The sequence below is a fragment of the Streptomyces sp. NPDC014733 genome, assembly GCF_043083385.1.
Lineage (GTDB): Bacteria > Actinomycetota > Actinomycetes > Streptomycetales > Streptomycetaceae > Streptomyces.
Genome location: NZ_JBIBYO010000002.1, coordinates 192612 through 211247, shown reverse-complemented (window position 1 = coordinate 211247; position 18636 = coordinate 192612). Strand labels below are relative to the sequence as shown.

Sequence of the window (18636 nt, the reverse complement as noted above, 5' to 3'; positions counted from 1 at the left end):
GGCCGCCGAGCCCCGGGATCTCCAGGGCCGCGCCGGATCCGGAACCACTCACCCGAACGCCGGACCGTTCGGGTCCGGGCGGGTTCCTCCCACCGGCCGACAAGGGGTGCACATCAGCCGTTCAGTCCGCCGCGAATTCAGACATCGACCGGTCAACTTCCCTGCCTTGCCCCACCGCCGGCAACTGGCGTCTCTTATATGCCTCTGGCACCATCCACGTCACATCCTTGCCGCTCGACACCTCCCACCGCAATCATGCCTCGCTGCATCGGCTTGTTTTCGTCCGCGGCCCCTCAACCGATTCACTCCGCAACTGTTCGAGTCGAGGTCGCAGGCGCCCGAACCAGCAACTGGACGCACCAATTCCGCGTACCGATCTGACCGATAATCATTCCTGTGCCGAAGGTGGCCCACCCGCCCCCCATCCATGCCCCCACGGGCATATCTCTCCTCCGCCAAGTCACCTCATCATGCTGCTGGTTGGAGAATTCGCAGGCCGGAGGCGCAGTAAGTACCATCGCCTCACCGGCCGGAGGGGCGGCCCCCGTCCTCTGTTGTCAGGGACGCGATCTCCGGCGTGTTTCCACGTTGAACAGTCAGTGATCACAGGAATATGGAGATGCTGTGCCGGAACCCATCGCGTGTGAATCGCCCGTCGAGGTCCTCAAAAGGTTAAGTGTCGACTTCTCTCTCCACGATCATGTGCCCATCCGCACCCGGACCGACATCGAGCGGGAACTCGGGCTGCCGGTGGACATGCTGCTGAAGACGATGGTCTTCCACACCGGGGAGGAATTCGTCCTGGCCGCGCTGCCGATCCGGCAGCGGGTGCACTACGGCCGCCTCGCCCGTGCCGTGGGGGTGTCCCGCGCGAAGCTGCGGCAGGCGGCACCGGAGGAACTGGAGGCGCTGGCCATGGAGCCGGGCGGGGCGAGCCCCGTGTGCGGCCGTTCCTCGGTCATCACCGTGTTCGACGAGTCCGTACGCGAGATGGACCGGGTCTACTGCGGCAGCGGCCGCGCCGACCAGACCGTGGAAGTCGACGCCCGGGAGCTGATGCGGCTGCTGGATCCGGTGATCACCTCGGTCGTCGCCGGCTGAGAGCCGCGGAGCCGGCGACGGCGCCCCTGTGCGGGAGGAGACGAAGGCCCGCACGGGGGCGCCGTGTCACGCCGAGGGACCGGTCCGGCCGGTCCTTTCGCGCCCGACGGGCTACTCCCGGTCGCCCTGATCGCTCGCGTACCGCCCCGGCGGGGAACCGGTCGCCGCATCGACCGGCGTGCCGTCCGGCACCCCGCGCGCCCCGCGCCCGTCCGTCCCGGTCTCCCGGTTCCGCCGGTCGGAGAACCGCGGCCTGCGGAGCCCGAGGCCGACGCCCACCGCCACCAGCAGGCTCCCCAGGAGCTGCGCGGCACCGAAGTACCCCGTACCGGCGAGCGGCGCGAGTACCGCGGCCGACACCGGGATGAGCCCGGCCAGCAGCGTGGCGCGCTCCGGCTGGAGCCGCCGCAGCCCCTCGTACCAGCACAGGAAGGCCACCACCGTGACCGCCACGACCAACCAGCCGAGCGCCACGGCCTCCTTGGCCGTCGGCATCCGCAACGCGGCCCCGCCGTCGACCACCACGGCCAGTACCGCGGCCTCGACCCCGGCGAAGGCACAGGCGTAGGTGGACACCAGGACCGGGCCGAGCTTGGGCAGCACCGGCATCGCCGCCAGCGAGAAGGCCACCTCACCGGCGAGCGCCAGCAACGAGTAGACCGACCCGGCGAGATCCGTCCGGCCGAACCCTTGGACGACGGCCGCCCCGACCACCACCAGCGCGGCACACACCAGCAGCCACGGCGAGATGCGCCGGCGCGCCAGGAGCGGCGTCACCAACGCCATCACCAGCGGGACGCAGCCCACCATCACGCCCACGACCGCCGGTTCCGCCGTACGCGAGGCCGCCAGTACCGCCAGGTTGAACCCCAGCAGTCCGGTGGCGCCCAACAGGGCCAGCCAGCCCATATCCCGCGGCGTGGGACGCGGACGAGAGGTCTCCCACGGCCGGGCCACGAACATGAGGACGACCGCGGCGAGGACATAGCGAAGCGCCTGGCCTCCCAGGAACGGATATCCCGTCAAAAGGCTTGAGAAAACAAATGAACTACCCACGAGAACGGATGCCGTGCCCGCAAGGACAGCGCCTGCCCGGGAAAAGTGCGACTCCATGGCGGCCACTATCTCCCAGCGTCACGACCGCAGCAATAGAATGTTGAGCCACGGCCCTGGCCGACATACTCCGTCCCTACGCGTAGTTCCGGTCGGTGCTCAAGCGGTGCGCGCGAGAATCCCTTCTTCCTTTTCCGATGCCACATCGGAACGCGCACCGGCTGAACGTCATTGCTCACCGCGAGAAGGGGTGGCGAGCCCCTATTCCGCCCACGCCGTCCTGCCCGGCCGGTCTCCCGCCCCCGGTTCGCGGACCGCCCCCGGGCGGGGAGGCGGCCGAGTGGCCGGTCCGGGGTCAGATACGGGTGGCGAGCGGCACGGACAGCTGCTTCAGCCAGGTGCCGTTGGCGATGTCACGCGCCTTGATGACGACGCGGTCGCGGTAGACGTCCACCTGGAGTCCCTGGTTGAAGCGGCCGGGGACGGTGTCCTCGCCGCCCTGGCCGTTGTCGGCGTAACCGGTCTGTACCGCACCGGTGTTGACCACCGAGAAGCCGTCGAGGTTGGCGGTGCCCGGCACGACCCGGCGCACGTACCAGTCGGACAGGGTCAGATCCCAGTGGGTGTGGCCGGTGAAGAGGAAGACGTCGCGGTGGCGTCCGAGGAGACCGAGAAGGCGGTCGGGCTGGAGGTAGTCGCTCCGGTAGAGCTTGTTGCGGGTGCCGGAGACCGTGTCGGGCAGCGGATGGTGACTGATCACCATGACGGGCTTCCGATGGCGCGCCCAGTACCGCAGGCGGTCCTCCAGCCATCGGAACTGCGCCTCGCTGAGCCACACCTCGTCCCACAGGGAGCTGTCGTGGTACTTCATGTAGCGCTCGGTGCCGAGGGTCAGGACGGGGATGCCGCCGAACGTCGTCTCCGCGAAGGTCCTGGACCGCTTGGCGAAGCGGTAGAAGCTGCGGAAGAGGGAGTCCTCGGTGGTGCCGTTGGGCCAGGTGTCCTGGGCGAGGGTGTCCGGGTCGGCCCACTTGGGGACGTAGAACTCGTGGTTGCCGATGGCCCAGGCGATCTCCCGCGGCTTCGGGCCCCGGTCCAGCGCCTGCCGCACATCGGCGTACTCGGCGTCGTAGCCGCGCGGGGTGATGTCCCCGGCGACGGCCAGGCCCGAGGAGTGCGGGTTGACGGCCTTGATGTCCTGGAGCGCCTGGGTGAAGTCGGCGAGGTCGCCCTGGATGTCGCTGAGGACGTTGAACGAAGTGACAAGCCGGCCACCACCGACGGCGGCCGGTGCGGCCTCGGCGGGTGCCTGGGCGAGGCCCCCGAGGGCCAGGGCTCCGGCGGTCGCGCTCAGCAGGGATCTGCGTTCCACGGGTCTTTCCTTCCGGCTGCCGCGCGGGAGCCGGAACGGCACCTGCGCGCGTGGGACTGGACCCGTTACCAGTAAGCGATCAAGCGGGCGGGCAGGTGAACGTAGTCCGACGTCCGGGCCGTGGGCGCGGTCGCCCCGCCGGACGTTCCCCGGAACACCTCACCCGGGCATCGTGCCCACGACAGAGTGGGCTGACGGCACCGCCCCGTTCCCAGCAGCCCGCTACGGAACCCGGGGAGAAGAGCATGGCGCAGCGGGATTCCGCAGCCGCGTAGAGCACGGGACGTGAGCCGCAGACGAAACCGGCCACGGCGTCCCGGTCGAGCACCGCGCGGCGCGCTTCCTCGGCGCCACGGGCGTTGTCCCGGTATCGGGACAACGCCCGCACCGCACCTGCGGGGCCTCAGCGAAGCCCCAGCTCAGGCCCCCTTGCCCGCCTTCTCCAGGATGGCCACGCACTCCACGTGGTGGGTCATCGGGAAGGCATCCGATCAGAGGGCACCTTGAGAAACTGCAGGTCAGGCAACACTTAACCCATCCCCTGGCACGCCTAGAAGGGGTGTCAGCGTCAAATGAGCGCCGCGGGTCCATGCTCCGCAACCCTGCGCCCCGGTCCTCCACCGTCCTATCGCGGGCCCATGTACGCGCACGGTCCAGGACCGCTCCGCGCGGAAGAGCAGAGCGAACTCCGGCAGGCCGAAGGCCCGACGGGGTCCCGACCCCAACCAGCTGCAGGCTGGCCCTCCGGGGCAGCTACACAGTCCGGGCCCACGGCATCGTCCACCGCCCGGGCCAAAGCCTCGACTTCACCGCCATCCACCCCGCAGACCTGGCGGACTTCACCGTGAACTCCTCCATGGTCTGAGCCAACTCGATCCCGCGTCCGAAGCGATGCACGTCTTCGACCGTATGGAACACGAGGTCGACCGCAACCACATCGCGCATTCCAGGAGCGCGGTTCAGCGACCGGTGTAGAGGAATCGCAGGTATCGCACGAGAGATAGCCTGCGCCAGTGTGCCTCAGCAGTCTCGGCAGCAGAGCTCAGCGCCGCATGGCGCGCACTGTTCTGCTGGAGCGTGACCGCGCGCCGGCTGAACTCCTGCCGCTGGTGACGGGCCCGGTCGCCAGCCAGGGCGTTCTCCCGGGTGAGCCGCGCCTGGCCGCTCTCCCGCTCCTTCTGTGCCTTCGTCCGTGAGGCTTCAGCTGCCGCGTCCACGGAGCGGAGTTCAGCGGCGAGGCGGGCGCGCCGGACCTCGATGCCCTGGTCGATCGACTGTCGTTCCTGTGCGGTGAGCACAGTGGGCTGACCGGCTTCGGCAGCGGCGACCAGTTGCCTGCGCCAGGCATCGAGCGCGGCGGCCTTGCCCTCACCGATACCCTGGACGTCGATACGGCGGCCGTTGCTGAGCACCAGTTCGGCGCCGACGCTGTTGTAGTGCGCGTTCCGCACGGCTCGGTATCCGGTGAAGTCGGCTGCGGTACGGATGCCCGCTGCCGCAAGCCGCGCGGCCAGTTTCGGCCCGATGCCGTGCGGCGGATTCTGGGCGATCAGCCGTCGTCCAAGACGCTCCCGCACGTAGGCGGACTGCCGGGCGGCAAGCGCCGTTCTCAGCGCCTTCCCTCGCTCCTCCGCAAGCCCAGCGATCTTCTTGTCCAGCTCCTGCCGCTTACGGACCCGGCGCTTCTCAATCTGTTGGAGCTCGCCGTAGTAGCTCGCGGTGAGCTTGCTCTGTGCGCGTGGGTGGTCCGCGGTGCGCTTCGTCTCTGCTGCGTCGAACTTCGCCCGCTCCTTTCGCAGCTTCGCCTCGGCCTTGACCGGGTCGTCGAGCTGGTCAAGTTCTGCTGTGAGCCCGGAGAGAACGGCCCATGCCTGAGCCCGCTCCGTGCGGCGGGCCCGCCCGAACACCGAGCACGCGACGGCGGCGAACACCGGGACTGCTGGACCGAGCGGGGCTGTCGAGAGGCCCACGACAAGCACCAGCGCGGTCATTGCCAGCATCAAAGGCCAGACGACGGCTACGGCGACATCCAGTGGCGTCCTGACCTGGAATCTGTCCGGTGAGGCGACCGATTGCGCGGGCTGCGTCGACGTCGCCTCAGAGGCGACGTGTCCCGCCATCCAGTCGGGCAGACCGCCCGCACCAGTGATGGCGGCATCGCTGTGAGTAGTGGTGTCCGTGTTCACCGTTGCGGCTGCGCGCTGCCTGGGCACGGCCAGGGTCAGCGGCGGCACCATGTCCAGGGGCTGGCACGCCAGGGTCCGCACCTGGTCGGCGAGTCCGCTCACCATACGGTCGGGATGAGTGAGCAGTGTCTGCAGTCGCGCCGAGCCGGCCGGGCTCGTGAAATCGTCCTCGGTGAGCAAGAGGAACTCGCCGCTGGGTTCGTGCAACCGGGACCACAGGGCCGGTTCGGAGGCGATCGCCTTCAACGAGAGGAAGATGACCCAGGCGGAGAACCGGTCAAGATCCACTCCGAAGTCATCGTTCCCCCGCAGGGGCGACTGATAGTTCCGGTGCCCTCGCTCGGTCCCGCCCAGGCCGGCCAGTGCCGGGACGTACATGCCGTCGTAGTCGACCAGCCGCAAGGTGTCGTCGCTCGCCACGAGCAGGTTGCCGTGCTGCAGATCGCCGTGGGCGATCTGGTGGTCCGCCAGGTCCCGGGTCAGTTCCTCGAACCGGTCGGCCAGGCGATCGACGGCGATCCGGTCCGCATGGTTGTCGTCGAGCCAGGAGGACAGGGTGACGGCCTCAGCCCACTCCATCTTGAGGACCGGGTAGCGTTCCCGCCCGACGCTGATGGCGTCGGGAAGGTACTCGAAGCCGAGGTTCCACGGCTGGGAGAGCTCCGCCGGATCGAGCAGGGCGAGTCGGGAGCTGATGGCCTCGTACCGGCGTTCCTGGTCCGGGACGTGACGGGTGAAGCACTTGACCGCGTACCGGCGGCCCGATGAGGGCGAGGTCAGGGAGAATACACTGGCGAAGGCGCCGGAGATGGGGCGCGGCAGGCCGAGCCCGGTCAACTCAGGCCGGGCGCCCTTGAGTTCCGGATGATGGAAGCACAGCTGGGTGTGCTGCAGGGCTTCCGCGTACTCGGCGCCGCTGGGGAACCGGCGCTGCGAACCGGTGGCCGGGCCCATGTTCACCGTCCCTCGAAATCGATCCGCACGAATGCCACGTCGTCGTTGCGCAACTGCTGGCTGTCCCGTAGCCCGTTCAGCCAGTTGTTGAAATCGTCCAGGTCGTCGGGCCCGGCGTACTCGAGAAGCTGGCCGACGGCGTCGGCCTGGTCCGGCGCCGACATGAGCCAAGCGGCCAGGGCATCCGTCATCAGGAGCAGGCGGTCTCCCGGGTGGCAGTTCCCTCCGGTGAATCTCGTCCGGTCGGCAAGGAGCGCGGCGTCACGGTTGCGGCTGCCGAAGAGATCAGGATTGGTGCCGAATTCCTCGACGGCCGACACCGGGAACGTCTGTATCAGCTGGTTGTCGCGCAGGTGGAACAGGCAGCTGTCCCCCAGCGCAGCGGCACGCCACCGCCAGGACGGTAGCGCTGCGCCGTCGTGAGGACCGCTCTCCGGGTCAACGCGCACCGTGAGCAGCGTCGCGTAGGCACCCTCCGCGAGCTTGGTGTGCTCGTACCACTTCAGTGGACGCTCTTCCGCCTGGCGAGCCAGTGTGTAGTCGGCCAGCCAGGGGTCCCACCGGGCCACCACGGACGCGGCGAACTGCTCGAAGGCAGTTCCGCCCGCCAGCGCGTCCGGCAGCGCCATGGCGTGTTCGGCCGCGGCGCGGGACAGCAATCTGGCCCAGTCCTTGGCCAGTGCGCTTTCCGTCGCTCCGTCGCAGACACCTGCCGCGAATGGCTCCCGCAGCATGTGATCGTGCGGATGCCCGGGAAGCACGGCGACGGCATCCTCGCATTCCGCTGCCGTGCTTCCTTTCTTGGGGGCCACCAGGTGCGTGACGTACACGCAGGAAGTGGAGGTCGTCACCGCAGTTCGGTGGCGCGGGTACCGATGTCGAGGAACTGGACGACCGTGGTGATGTCGGCGTTGTAGACGAAACCGCGAGTGGCCTCGCTGACCCGCTGCCCCTGCGAGGCCGCGTACGAGCGCATGTGGCTCGGCAGCGGGCTGGACATTCCGAACAAGGTCCGGGCATAGCTGTCCGGAAGGGTGTCCGCCGAGTCGGGGAACGCGGTCGGTGTGCCGCCTGCCGCGGACACGTGCAGGTTGAACAGCAGCGCCGCTCCGTCCGCTGTGGCGTGGGAGGTGAGGGCCTCGGCGGCCGCGGTGGGGTCGCCGTCGGTCGACTCGCCGTCCGTCAGGTTGATGACGATGGGCGGGAATCCGGCCGGATACCGCTCGGTCCAGCCAGCGACGAGTCCCTCCGCGTACTGCAACGCACGGTTCATCGGGGTCCCGCCGTGGGCGACCGGATCCATCCACAGAGGGAAGTTAACGGCGGTCTCCACCAGGCCGCCGGCACCGTCGGGGACCTTCTTGCTCCGCTCGTCGATGCGGGCCGGGTTGTCCGCCACCTCGCTCAGGGGGACGAGGTCCCGTCCTTCGAGCGGCCCCGCGAGCGCCGAGCCCACGGTGGCTCCGTAGCCGATGACCGCGACGTGGAAGTAGTCGCGTACGCCCTCTTCCTTCGCGCACTTGACGGAGAGTTCGGTGAGCAGGCGGTTGATGGCGTCAGCGACGACATCGGCCTTCTGCTGCGGTACTTCACCACCGATGGGATCGCTCATCGAGGTCGACTGGTCGACGAGGAAGATGATGCTCGCCGGGTTGGAGCGGCTGATCTCTGCTGTGTATGGCACGGTGAACTCCTGGCGGAATGCGAAGAAACCGGTCGTCGGAGAAGCTCGTACGACATGCCGACGCAGCGGTCTCCGGCGGGCGGGCCGGGAGACCGAGATCCCCTGGTCCGATGATAGGGACAGGCGTCGGCTGTCGCAGACGTATGGCGCTTCCCGGTCGTCCCGGTCCGTTCTGCAGCCCTGCCGGCCCCTCCCTGCACATTTCAGTTGTCGAGCCGGCCCACCACCCGTTCCGTCCGCCCGTCCCACACCTGCCAGGCAGGGATCCGCACACCGTTGGGCAGCAAGGCCGTTCGGCCGAGTGTGAGTCTCAGGTGACGTGCGGCCTCTGCGCCGGTGGACGCACCGTGGTCGAGTCGGATCCGAACGCTCTTTGAGCTGCGGCGGACGTCGAAGTCGTAGGGATAGCCGTCCAACGTGGCATTGCGGTCGATCAGGACTCCCGGAATCTCGTCCGTCAGCAGGTACTGCAGCCGGTCGCCGACGTCTTCGTCGGAATGTTCCGGGTGAACGCCGAGCGAAGGGAAGCCGTCCTTGGCCTCTGCCGCGTCGAGGAGTGCGTGCGGCATGCCGGGCCGGACCAACCAGAAGTCGCGGTCGCCGAACACGATGAGATGCGAACGGGCCCGTGTAATGGCCACGTTCCAGAGGTTGATCTCGCGGGAGAGCCAGTTGACCGCGCTCGGACGCATCCGGTCGGACGCGACGAGGGACAGGAGGATCACATCCTGCTGTCCTCCCTGGAAGGTGTGCACCGTCCCGACCCTGACCCGTGGTTCGTGCTGCCAGCGGCCGGCAATCAGGTCCTTCTGGGCCCGGAAAGGGGTGACGACACCTACGGTCGAACCGTGCGGAAGCCGCTTGAGCAGGCGCTCCACCGAGAGATGAACGCGGTCGGCCTCGTCCTGGTTCAGCCACGACCCGTTGTGGCCCCTGCGCGCTGTTCCCTTCACGTCGAGCCACTGCACGGCGTCGACTCCATCGATGCGCCGCAGCGACCGGGGGTCGGTGAGGACGGTCAGCCGGCCGCCGTAGCAGTGCCGGTTCACGATGCCGACGATGTCCGGGTGGCAGCGGAAGTGCTCGTCGAGCAGCAGCGTCTCCCCTGCCGCATGGGCAGCCGCATGGAAGGAGGAGTAGCGGCGGTGCTCGAGCCGGTGCTCGTCGAGCCAGCTCGCCCGCAGTCCTGCTCCCCGGTGCGCCTCCGCCTCCTGGCGTGGCTGCAGTGTGGTGATGTGCTGCAGCTGCATGGGGTCGCCGATCACCAGGGCGCGCCGGGCGCGGAAGAGCAGCGGCAGCACATCCGGTGCGGAGCACTGACTGGCTTCGTCCACGATGACCAGGTCGAAGAGGGCGGCCCGGTCCCGGAACCGCCGTGCGGACCGCGCGGTGACGGCCCAGCCCGGGACCTGCGGCAGGATGCGGTCCAGGGTCGACCACTGCCTCGGTGATCGGGCCCGCACAGCCTCGATGCGCTCGTGGATGGCAGCGCGGGCAGTCATCGCCTGCTCCGCCACCGACGACTGCAGCAATGCTGTCGCGGCCTCGCGGATTCGCCGGTCGGCATCCTGGAGCGTGGCGTGGAGCTGGGCGTCGTCGGGCGTCGCTTCGGCTGCGGTGCGCATCCGCCGCCAGTCGGCTTCCGCTTCGGCGAACATCAGCAGTTCGGCGAAGTCCTGACGGTCCGCGACCTGGACCGGCACAGGATCGAGCCTGCGCACGCACCGGCCGCGCAGCCATCCCCCGAAGATTCCGAGACGGGCGGCCGTACGGGCCCGGCGCAGCCACCGTCCCAGGGAGACGTCATCGCCCAGCGCGGTGGCGAGTGCCAGGGTGTCCTGGTGGTGCTTCTCCGCGTAGGCGGAACGCAGCCGGCCGAGGTCGGCGAGGTCCCGCTCCCGGCGGGCGATCTCTGCGAGCCGATGCCGCAGCGACTCCTGTGTCCGGAGATGATTCCGCAGTTCGCCCCGGTCCGTCTGGGAGGACTGCCGGGGCCGGACGCTGCGGGTGAGTTCCTCCAGTGTGCTCACCTCCTTGTCGACGACCGACTGCGCGCCTGTCCGCACGAGAAGCCCCGGGGCGAGTTCCTCGCACCGCTGCCATACCTCGTCCACCGCCTTGTTGTTGGTGGAGGCGACGAGCACGGTCTGTCCGGCCGCCCTGGCGGTGGCGACCGTGTTGACGATGAGCTGGCTCTTGCCTGTGCCGGGTGGTCCGGTGGCGACCGTGAGCCTGCGGACCATGGCGGCCCGGATGACGGCTTCCTGTCCTTCGTTGAGTTCCAGTGGCGCGACGATCTGTACGTCCTGTTCGGCGCTCGGATCCATTTCGCCCTGTGCGGTGAACGCTCCGAGTGCCGTGTCCGGGAACTGCCCGATGCTCCGCTGCAGCGTCATGTAGTCCTTCATCAGCTGCGCTGTGGCCGCGCTGTCCGACCGGGTCGCGTAGACGACCGCCACGTTGCGTGCGCCCTCATGTGCCGCGCGCAGCGAGCTGCCGTCGCCGAGGGCCCCGGGATCGAGGTGTTCAGTGTCGGGCAGCCCGAGTTCCTGCAGCAGGCTGCGCAGGTCGCGGATCATGTCCTCGCGGAATCCCGGCCGCCAGTTGGGCTGGTAGGCGGCGAGCAGTTCCCGGCCTTCGTCCTTACCCAGCCGGTTCAGGACGAGTTCGGGGTGCAGGACGATCGGTCCGGAAGGCGTGACGACGCTGCGCCCCTGTGGTCCACGTTCGACTTCGATCCGGCGCATGGCGAGCGGTGCGCACACCTGTCGTGTGCCGTCGTACAGCACGGCGACGGGGTACCCGTACCAGAGGTCGGCGCCGTCTTTCTGCGCCTGCTCGGCGAGGTCCACGACGCGCTGTGGTGCCTGCACACTGGATTCCGTGCCGGAGAGAAGGACTTCCTCCCCGGCCGGCCAGACCGTTCGCGGCGGATCGCTGCCCGCCAGCGGCAGCAGTTCGCCGGTGCGGCCCTCCACCTCCAGGCATTGCTGGTAATAGGACAGCAGCCGGGCCCATTCGGTCTCGGTGAAGGCGGAGTCGTCGTGTGCCGCCTCGGTGGGCTCGACCGGTGCCGGCGACTTGTCCCCCGCGGCGTCGGTCACTGCGGTGAGCCCGGCGGGCAGTGGCTTGAGTGCGGGGATCTGGCGGCCGGTGGCGGCGCGGGCGAGATAAATGTCGCCGGTCACGGACAGGGTGGACTGGGTCGGCGTCTGCCGACGGCCGTCCGGTGCTTTTCGCAGGTCCCGGCTGATGTGGCGGAACAGGTCGTTCGCGGAGATCTGCCCGTCGCCGTCCAGGTCCGCTCGTCCCGAATGCAGGCCTTCGACGATCGCCCGGGTGAACTGCGAAGGCTGGTCGGCATCCGTGGTGAACGCCTTCTCCCAGTGCTGGGAGGCGGTGATGACGTGTACTCCTCCGGCTTCGACCACCAACTTGGCGGCCGTCGCGGGTTCCCCCTTGCTGCGGAAGCCCTGCACCGCGCTGCCGCTGAAACAGCAGTCGAGCAGCAGCACCTTGCGGCGTGCCGCGCACTTCTCCACCTGGTCAATGACAAAGGCTGCTTCGAGGGCTGTCTGCCGCTCCCGCCCGGCCTCGGTGTCCGTCGTGACGAAGTACAGCTGACCGTCCTCGCGGTCGTACGCCCCGTGACCGCTGAGGTAGACCACCACCAGTTCATCGGGTTCCCGCGCGCTCAGGAACCCCTCGATGGCCTGCTTGATCGCCGCTTTCGGCGAGTCCTCGACCCGGGAGCACTTCTCGTACCCTCCGACGGCGGGCATCTCCAGTACCTGGCCCAGGAAGTGGATGTCCGCGCGCACCGAAGGCAGGGCGGGGTAGCTCACGTCCTGGTGGGTGGCGGTGCCCACGAGCAGGGCATGTTTTCTGCTCACCGCCCGGCTCCGGGGCCTGGGCCCGAACTGCCGTTATTGCCACCGTCCCGCAGCTTCCGGATCTCACGCCCGGAGACGCCGCCCTGGAACTCCGTGACCGTGCCGTCCGGGTGCAGGACGCGCACCTTGCGGCTCTTGCGGACTGCGACCCACGCCTTGATGGCGGTCCCGGCCAGCGTGAAGGATCCTCCCGTGAGAACGAGCACGACCTCGGGGGTCAGCAGCGCGGGCCCCTTCGAGCCCTCCACGTCGTGTGCTGGTTCCGGTGGGGCGAAGCGCACCTCGGTGTCGTCCAACCGGCGCAGAACGTCGCGGAGTTCTCGCGCCTCCAGTTCCGCGTGACGCGGGTCCGCCCCGGACACCTGAATCCGTACGGACTCGATCTGGCCTGTCATACTCCCCCTCGGGTCGTCAACTCACCTGCATATAAGGTGAGTTGTGATGCTCGCTGACGGGATGTCACCCTAGCGACTTTCTTGCACGCCAAGATCCGGGGCCTCGTTTCCCGCTCCACGCCCGCTCATCGGGAATCCGGAGGATCCGGTACAACGGCTCCCCCAGGTCGGCCCACCGCTCCAGCGCGTCTCGGTCGACCAGATGGATCCCGTAGCGCGGGCCACTGGCTCTCGCTGCTGTCGTGAACCCTCCGGTGGTGACGATCACAGCGAATTCGGCACCGTGGTCGTGGCGGTAGGTTCCATTGACCCGCTGGACGTCCTGGTCTCCGACCCTTCGATCCGGTCGCAGCCGCTTGCACTGCACGACCACTCGTCGTCGGGACCCGTCGACGACCAGTACGTCGGCTCCCTTGTCCCCGGCTCGGCCGACATGCTGCGCAGCCAGTCCGTCCCTGCGCAGCAGGGAGCAGACCGCCAGTTCGAACGCCGTGGGGTCCAGGGAATCGAGATGGGCCAGCGAATAGCGCACGGGCCCTGCGGCAAGCGCCGAGCGGCCGGCCCGCGCCATCAAGGCCGATCGCCCCGGCTTCAGTGCCAGCCCGACAGCTGCGGAAGCCAGCCCGAACCCGGTCCACACCGGCCACTGCTGGGCCACCTGCCACAGCCCGATGAGCCCTGCCATGCCTCCCAGCCCCCATGCCCACCAGGGAATCGCGGCCCACCCTCCTTGGCTGCGGCTGCGCCGCATCAGCCGGCTGCCCCGAAGAGCGTCCACACTCCGAAGGCCAGGCCGAACAGTGCGAGTCCCGCCAGGTCGGTGACCGTGACAAGGGTGAAGCCGTGATCCTGGCAACGGGCGAACAGCCCTTTTCGCCTGCGGCGGCAGGGCCGGTGGTACTGCGTCGGTCCACCGCAACGGGACACCAGCACGCATCCGCCTATGCCCAGTAACCCCACGACAAGCAGCACTGCTCCCCCGATCCCCGCTCAATCTCTTATACGTATCGGAGAGTCGCGCGTTCCGACCAGTACGTCTTCGGACGAACCGCAGGGCCCGCGTTCCGGCCTCTCGCCCACGCCCCTCACCTCCGCCGTCCCGCGCCGTCCGACAGTCCGGCCGGCGCCCCCTCCAGCCCTCTGGCCTGCCGTTGTATGGCCGCTGTCACTTCTGGACCGCTTGGTGTCAGTGTCACCGTCTAGGATTTCTTCCAGGGAATTCAGCCGGGCTGCCTGAGCCGCACCGGCAGGAATGCGACCGGCGGACACGCGCATGACACGTACATGAGCTGAGACGGGGCAGGAGCCACATGGAGGATGGCCGGTGGACGACGGTCACCGAGTCCGAGTTCGAGCACGAGCGCCGCGGCCTTGAGGCGATCCGCAGGCTCCTGCCGAACGAGGAGCCTTGGCGTGCCTGGTCGAACTTCACCTTCACGGCGAACAGCGGGCACGTCCGCGAGATCGACCTCATGGTCACCGCGCCGGCCGGTGTGTTCCTGGTCGAGCTGAAGGACTGGCACGGGTCGGTGAGCGGCGGCGGTAACAGCTGGGTGCAGACGACACCCGGCGGCACCCAGCGCCGGCACGGCAATCCGCTGCACCTGACCAATCAGAAGGCCAAGGAGCTGGCGGGCCTGATCGGGGACGTCGTGGGGCGTGGCCCCGGGCGGCCGAGGATCTGGGTGGGTGAGGCGGTCTGCTTCACCGACGACAGGTTCCGGGTGAACCTGGCGGGCGCCGACCTGAATGGCGTCTTCAAGATCAGGCAGCTGGTCGAAATGCTCGCCGTTCCGCCGGAAGATGCCCGGGGGCAGATGACCGCCGGGGTCTCGCGCCAAGTCGACGCGGCCCTCAAGCAGCTCGGCATCGCGTCCGTCCGCCGTCAGCACGAGGTGGGGTCGTATCTCCTGGAGACGAAGTCGTTCGACTCCGGTCCGACCTGGGCCGACTACCTGGGGCGTCACACCCAGTTGCACGATCTGGCGCGGGTGCGGGTCTTCCTCAGCGAGCGGGGCGCTTCGGACACCGAGCGCGCCTCGGTGGAGAAGGCCGCCGCGCGTGAGGCCACGGTACTCAGCCGGTTCCGGCACCCGGGCGTCGTCCAGCTGAAGAGCTACCTGCCGTCGGGGCATCCCGCAGGCCCGACGATTCTCTTCGACTACCACCCGGAGACCCTCAGACTCGACGACTACCTGGTGGAGCACGGCGAGCGCCTCAGCCTGCCCGGCCGTCTCGCGCTGGTCCGCCAGCTCGCCGAGACGCTCCGTTCCGCGCACTCCAACCGGCTCCACCACCGCATGCTGTCGGCGCACGCGGTGCACGTGATCCCGCGTAACCGCGGTCCGCGCGGACGCGAACTGGGCGAGGAGCAGCGCTGGCTGAGTCCCCGGCTGCAGATCGCAGACTGGCAGATCGCCTCCGGGCACAGCGCCAGCCGGGGCAAGCCGCTGACGCTGGCCACCTCCCATGTGTCCGGTCTGCACGTCTCCCAGCAGGCCGACCCGTATCTGGCCCCCGAGCTGCGGATCCCCAAGGCGGACCCGGTCCGGCTCGATGTGTACGGACTCGGCGTTCTCACGTATCTGCTCGTCACCGGGCAGGCGCCGGGTGCGACCCAGAGTGAGGTCCTGTCCCGTCTGGAGGCGGGCGAGACGCTCGCCCCGAGCGCGCTGGTGGACGGTCTCAACCCCGACATCGACGACCTGGTGGAGGCATCCACCGCGTACGAGCCGAACCGCCGCCTCTCCACGATCGACGACTTCCTGGAGATGCTGGAATTCGTCGAGGAGGCGTTCGCAGAGCAGGACACCACGGGTGGAGAGCCGACTGTCGGCGCTTCTCCGGCCCCGGAGGCCGGTGGAGAACAGACCGAGCCGGAGAAGGATCCGCTGGAAGCCGTGCCCGGTGATGTGTTCGCCGGGCGCTGGGAGATCGTGCGCCGTCTCGGTACGGGCTCGACGTCGCGGGCGTTCCTCGTCCGTGACCTGGCCGGTGAGCCCCGCCGCAGCGGCAGCCTGCCGGTAGCGGTGCTCAAGGTCGCGCTCAGCGAGGCGAAGCACGTGGTGCTCGACCGGGAGGCCGATGTCCTGGGCCGGATCCACCGGGATTCCAGCATCATCGCGCTGTACGAGCGGGAGCCGCTGACCCTCGCGGGCCGCAGGATGCTCGCCCTGGAGTACGTGGGCGACAGCCGCGCACTGGACACGGAGAGTACGGGCAAGGCCGCACGCAGACGCGAGGACACCGTCGCCCGTCAGCTGCGGGACTACGGCCGCCTCCGTATGGACCAGCTGGAGACGTACGGAAAATACCTCTTCGGCGCGGTGGAGCACCTGGAGGCGGAGGGCATCTGGCACAGGGACCTGAAGCCGGACAACATCGCGATTCGGATCCGTCCCAATGGCACCCGCCAGCTCGTGATGATCGACTTCTCGCTCGCCGGTTATCCCGCGAAGGAGATCGAGGCGGGTACCGAGGGCTATCTCGACCCCTTCGTCGGAATCATCACGCGCGGTTCGTACGACGGCCACGCCGAGCGGTACGCGCTGGCTGTCACACTGCACGAGATGGCGTCCCGCGAGCTGCCCCGCTGGGGCGACGGCTCGGTCACGCCCCGGCAGACCGATCCGAAGGAGTGGCCGTACCCGCAGCTGGCCGCCGACGCCTTCGACGACCCGGTACGGGACGGCCTGGTGGCCTTCTTCCGCAAGGCCCTGGCCCGGGACGTGAAGAACCGCTTCTCAGACCTGAAGCCGATGGAGCGCGCCTGGAACGCGATCTTCCTTGACGCCCAGCGGACGACAGCGCCGAGCTCCGGGCACGGCAACAAGGTGGTGGCGGTAGAAAGTGCTGCGCCGCAGATCGGCCAGGGCGACGACGACGCCTCGGCCGAGGAGATCCGCGACGAGCAGGCGGAGCGGGCCGACCGTTCCACCCCGCTGTCGGTGGCGGGCCTGACACTCGCAGCGCAGTCCCAGCTGTTCGACCTGGGCCTGAACACCGTGGGGGACGTGCTCGACTACTCGGTGCGGAAGTTCCTGACCGCGCCGGGCATGGGCGCACGGACCCGCACGGAGATCCAGAACCGGCAGAAGCAGTGGAACCTGCGACTCGGCAAGACACCGGCGCCGATGAGCAAGGAGGCGCTCAAGGCCGCCCGCGAGGAGGTCACCGAGCTGGAGAAGGCGGTCGCCGAATCGGTCGCGGCGGGCGGCGACACCGGGCCGGAGGTGCTGCGCTGGCTGAGTCTGGACGCCCTTGCGTCCCGACTGGTGCCGCGTCCGTCGGGCGGCAGCGCCCGTTCCAACGCGAAGGAGCGCGAGGCCGTCCGGCTGCTGCTCCGGCTTCCCAACGAGCGGGGCGAGCTGCCCGGGGGCCTTCCCTGGGTACGGCAGACGGACGTCGCCAAGGCCCTTGACCTCACGGTGGGCCGCATCCCGCAGATCGTGAAGAAATCGCGCGAGCGCTGGTACAACGATCCCGCGCTGAAGCTCCTGAGCGACGAACTGATCGACCTGGTCGCCGAGCGCGGCCGGGTCGTGCCGGTGCTCGAACTCGCCGATGCGCTGCTCGCCCAGCGGGGCAGCAAGGTCGCGAAGCGTCGGGACCGGCGTGCGCTGGCGCTGTCGCTGCTGCGTGCAGTGGTGGAGCGGGAGCAGTTCCGGGAGCAGTACGAGGAGACGCCGCCGCGGTTCCGCTACTTCCACGCCCGGCTGCCCAAGGGCGCCGACCCGGTGCTCGGACTGATCGTCATCGACGTCCGCGACGGAGAGGACAGTGACGACGGGGCCGACACCCCGACCCTGCCGGCCCTCCGGGAGTACGCGCTCAAGCTGGGTGCGCAGGCGGACGAGCTGGCGGGCCTGGAGTCCCTGCCGACGGCGAGTACGGTACTCACCAAGCTGGCCGCGGTGCGGCAGCCGCCGGGGGCGCTCGGCTGGGACGAGCGGCGGACGGCCGAGATTGCGGTCGCGGCTTCCCCGGGGGCCGCGCTCACGCCCCGCCTGGAGATCTATCCACGCGATCTGGATCTCGTACGTGCACTGCGGATCACGCAGGCCGGTGTGGTCGCTGTGCAGCCGGGTGTTGAGGAGGAGCGCCAGCCGGGGCTCACCGTCGACGCCCTGCACAAGCGGGTCGCGACCCGCTTCCCCGACCTGGGCGACGATCCCCTCGTCCCGCGCGAACTGCCGGTCGGCAGCGCGCTGGTGCGGTTGCTGAAGCAGGCCGGTTTCGAGCTGAAGCTGGCGACCCGCTACGACAAGACCCTCCGGCTCGTCCCGGATCGGCCCGCAGGGGAGTTCACCAGCGGCCTGACGTCCGCGAGCTGGGGCGTCGCGGCCTCAGCTGCGCGGCGGTCCGCGCCGACTCAGTACGACGCGGACGCGGCAGTCGCTGCGGCAGTGAAGGCCGAGCAGCGGCTCGTGCACTCGGCGGGGCAGGACGGGTTCCGGGTCCTGACCGTGCCCCACCAGGGTGCGGAGACGGCGGTACGACGGCTGGCCGGCGAGCCCTACGGGGCAGCAGTCGTATCGCTGACCGGGCTGTTCCTGGCCGAGCTGCGCGGCGTAATCGCCGAGGCGGCTCGGCCGACCTGGGAAACCGTCCTCAAGGCGGATGCCGCCGAGGCTGGCACGCGGCCTCACCAGCAGTTGCGGGTTCGTACGGACAAGGCGTGGGGGCGCGTCGAGCCGCTCCTCCGCGAGCGTCTGGCGGAGGGCGATGGTCCGCTGCTCCTCACCGACACGGCGGCGCTCGCCCGCTACGACGCGTTCGACCTCTTGGGCCGGCTCGCGGAAGAGTCCCGGCAGGGCGGCAGCCCGCTGTGGCTGCTCGTCGCCCAGTCCGACCCGGCGCGCGCGCCGAGGCTGGCCGGGCAGAGCGTTCCGTACCAGGCCGGGTTCGACGAGTGGATCGTCGTGCCGGACGCGTGGGTGGCGCGGAAACATCTCGCGCCGGATGCCGCCTGACGCACGGCGGATCGTCGCCCCTTCTC

The 18636-nt window shown here is 69.3% G+C and carries 10 protein-coding genes; 2 read left to right on the top strand and 8 right to left on the bottom strand.

The features are described 5' to 3' along the window. Window positions 1–624: 624 nt before the first annotated feature. Window positions 625–1101 carry an aminoacyl-tRNA deacylase gene (locus ACF1BH_RS05735; protein ID WP_391641139.1) on the top strand — a complete coding sequence of 159 codons (477 nt, stop codon included), beginning with the start codon at window positions 625–627 and terminating at the stop codon, window positions 1099–1101. A 111-nt stretch (window positions 1102–1212) separates the two neighbouring features. Here ACF1BH_RS05735 and ACF1BH_RS05730 read toward each other — a convergent pair whose 3' ends face one another. The 8 genes from ACF1BH_RS05730 to ACF1BH_RS05695 form a co-directional block, all read right to left on the bottom strand. Next, a complete protein-coding gene (locus ACF1BH_RS05730; RefSeq protein ID WP_391641138.1) occupies window positions 1213–2214 on the bottom strand; it encodes a DMT family transporter in 1002 nt (333 codons plus the stop codon). Between the two features lie 295 nt (window positions 2215–2509). Further along, complete coding sequence (locus ACF1BH_RS05725; protein WP_391641137.1) at window positions 2510–3526, bottom strand: metallophosphoesterase family protein; 1017 nt, start codon at window positions 3524–3526, stop codon at window positions 2510–2512. A 959-nt stretch (window positions 3527–4485) separates the two neighbouring features. Further along, on the bottom strand, window positions 4486–6666 hold the full coding sequence (locus ACF1BH_RS05720) for a hypothetical protein (RefSeq protein ID WP_391641136.1): 2181 nt from the start codon (window positions 6664–6666) through the stop codon (window positions 4486–4488). 2 nt (window positions 6667–6668) lie between these two features. Continuing rightward, entirely contained in the window at window positions 6669–7517 is an 849-nt protein-coding gene (locus ACF1BH_RS05715) for a hypothetical protein (protein ID WP_391641135.1), read from the bottom strand. Further along, entirely contained in the window at window positions 7514–8350 is an 837-nt protein-coding gene (locus tag ACF1BH_RS05710) for a vWA domain-containing protein (RefSeq protein ID WP_391641134.1), read from the bottom strand. Before ACF1BH_RS05710 ends, ACF1BH_RS05715 begins: the two co-directional genes overlap by 4 nt. Window positions 8351–8553: 203 nt before the next feature. Beyond that, the gene (locus ACF1BH_RS05705) at window positions 8554–12243 is read right to left on the bottom strand and encodes an AAA domain-containing protein (RefSeq protein ID WP_391641133.1); all 3690 of its coding nucleotides are present in this window, start codon (window positions 12241–12243) and stop codon (window positions 8554–8556) included. Further along, the gene (locus ACF1BH_RS05700; protein WP_391641132.1) at window positions 12240–12638 is read right to left on the bottom strand and encodes a hypothetical protein; all 399 of its coding nucleotides are present in this window, start codon (window positions 12636–12638) and stop codon (window positions 12240–12242) included. Before ACF1BH_RS05700 ends, ACF1BH_RS05705 begins: the two co-directional genes overlap by 4 nt. Before the next feature lie 64 nt (window positions 12639–12702). Further along, window positions 12703–13323 (bottom strand): restriction endonuclease, encoded by a 621-nt coding sequence (locus tag ACF1BH_RS05695; RefSeq protein WP_391641131.1) that lies wholly within the window; start codon window positions 13321–13323, stop codon window positions 12703–12705. Between the two features lie 625 nt (window positions 13324–13948). Here ACF1BH_RS05695 and pglW point away from each other — a divergent pair. Further along, window positions 13949–18610, top strand: coding sequence for a BREX system serine/threonine kinase PglW (gene pglW, locus ACF1BH_RS05690; protein ID WP_391641130.1), 4662 nt, complete (start codon window positions 13949–13951; stop codon window positions 18608–18610). Window positions 18611–18636: the final 26 nt, after the last annotated feature.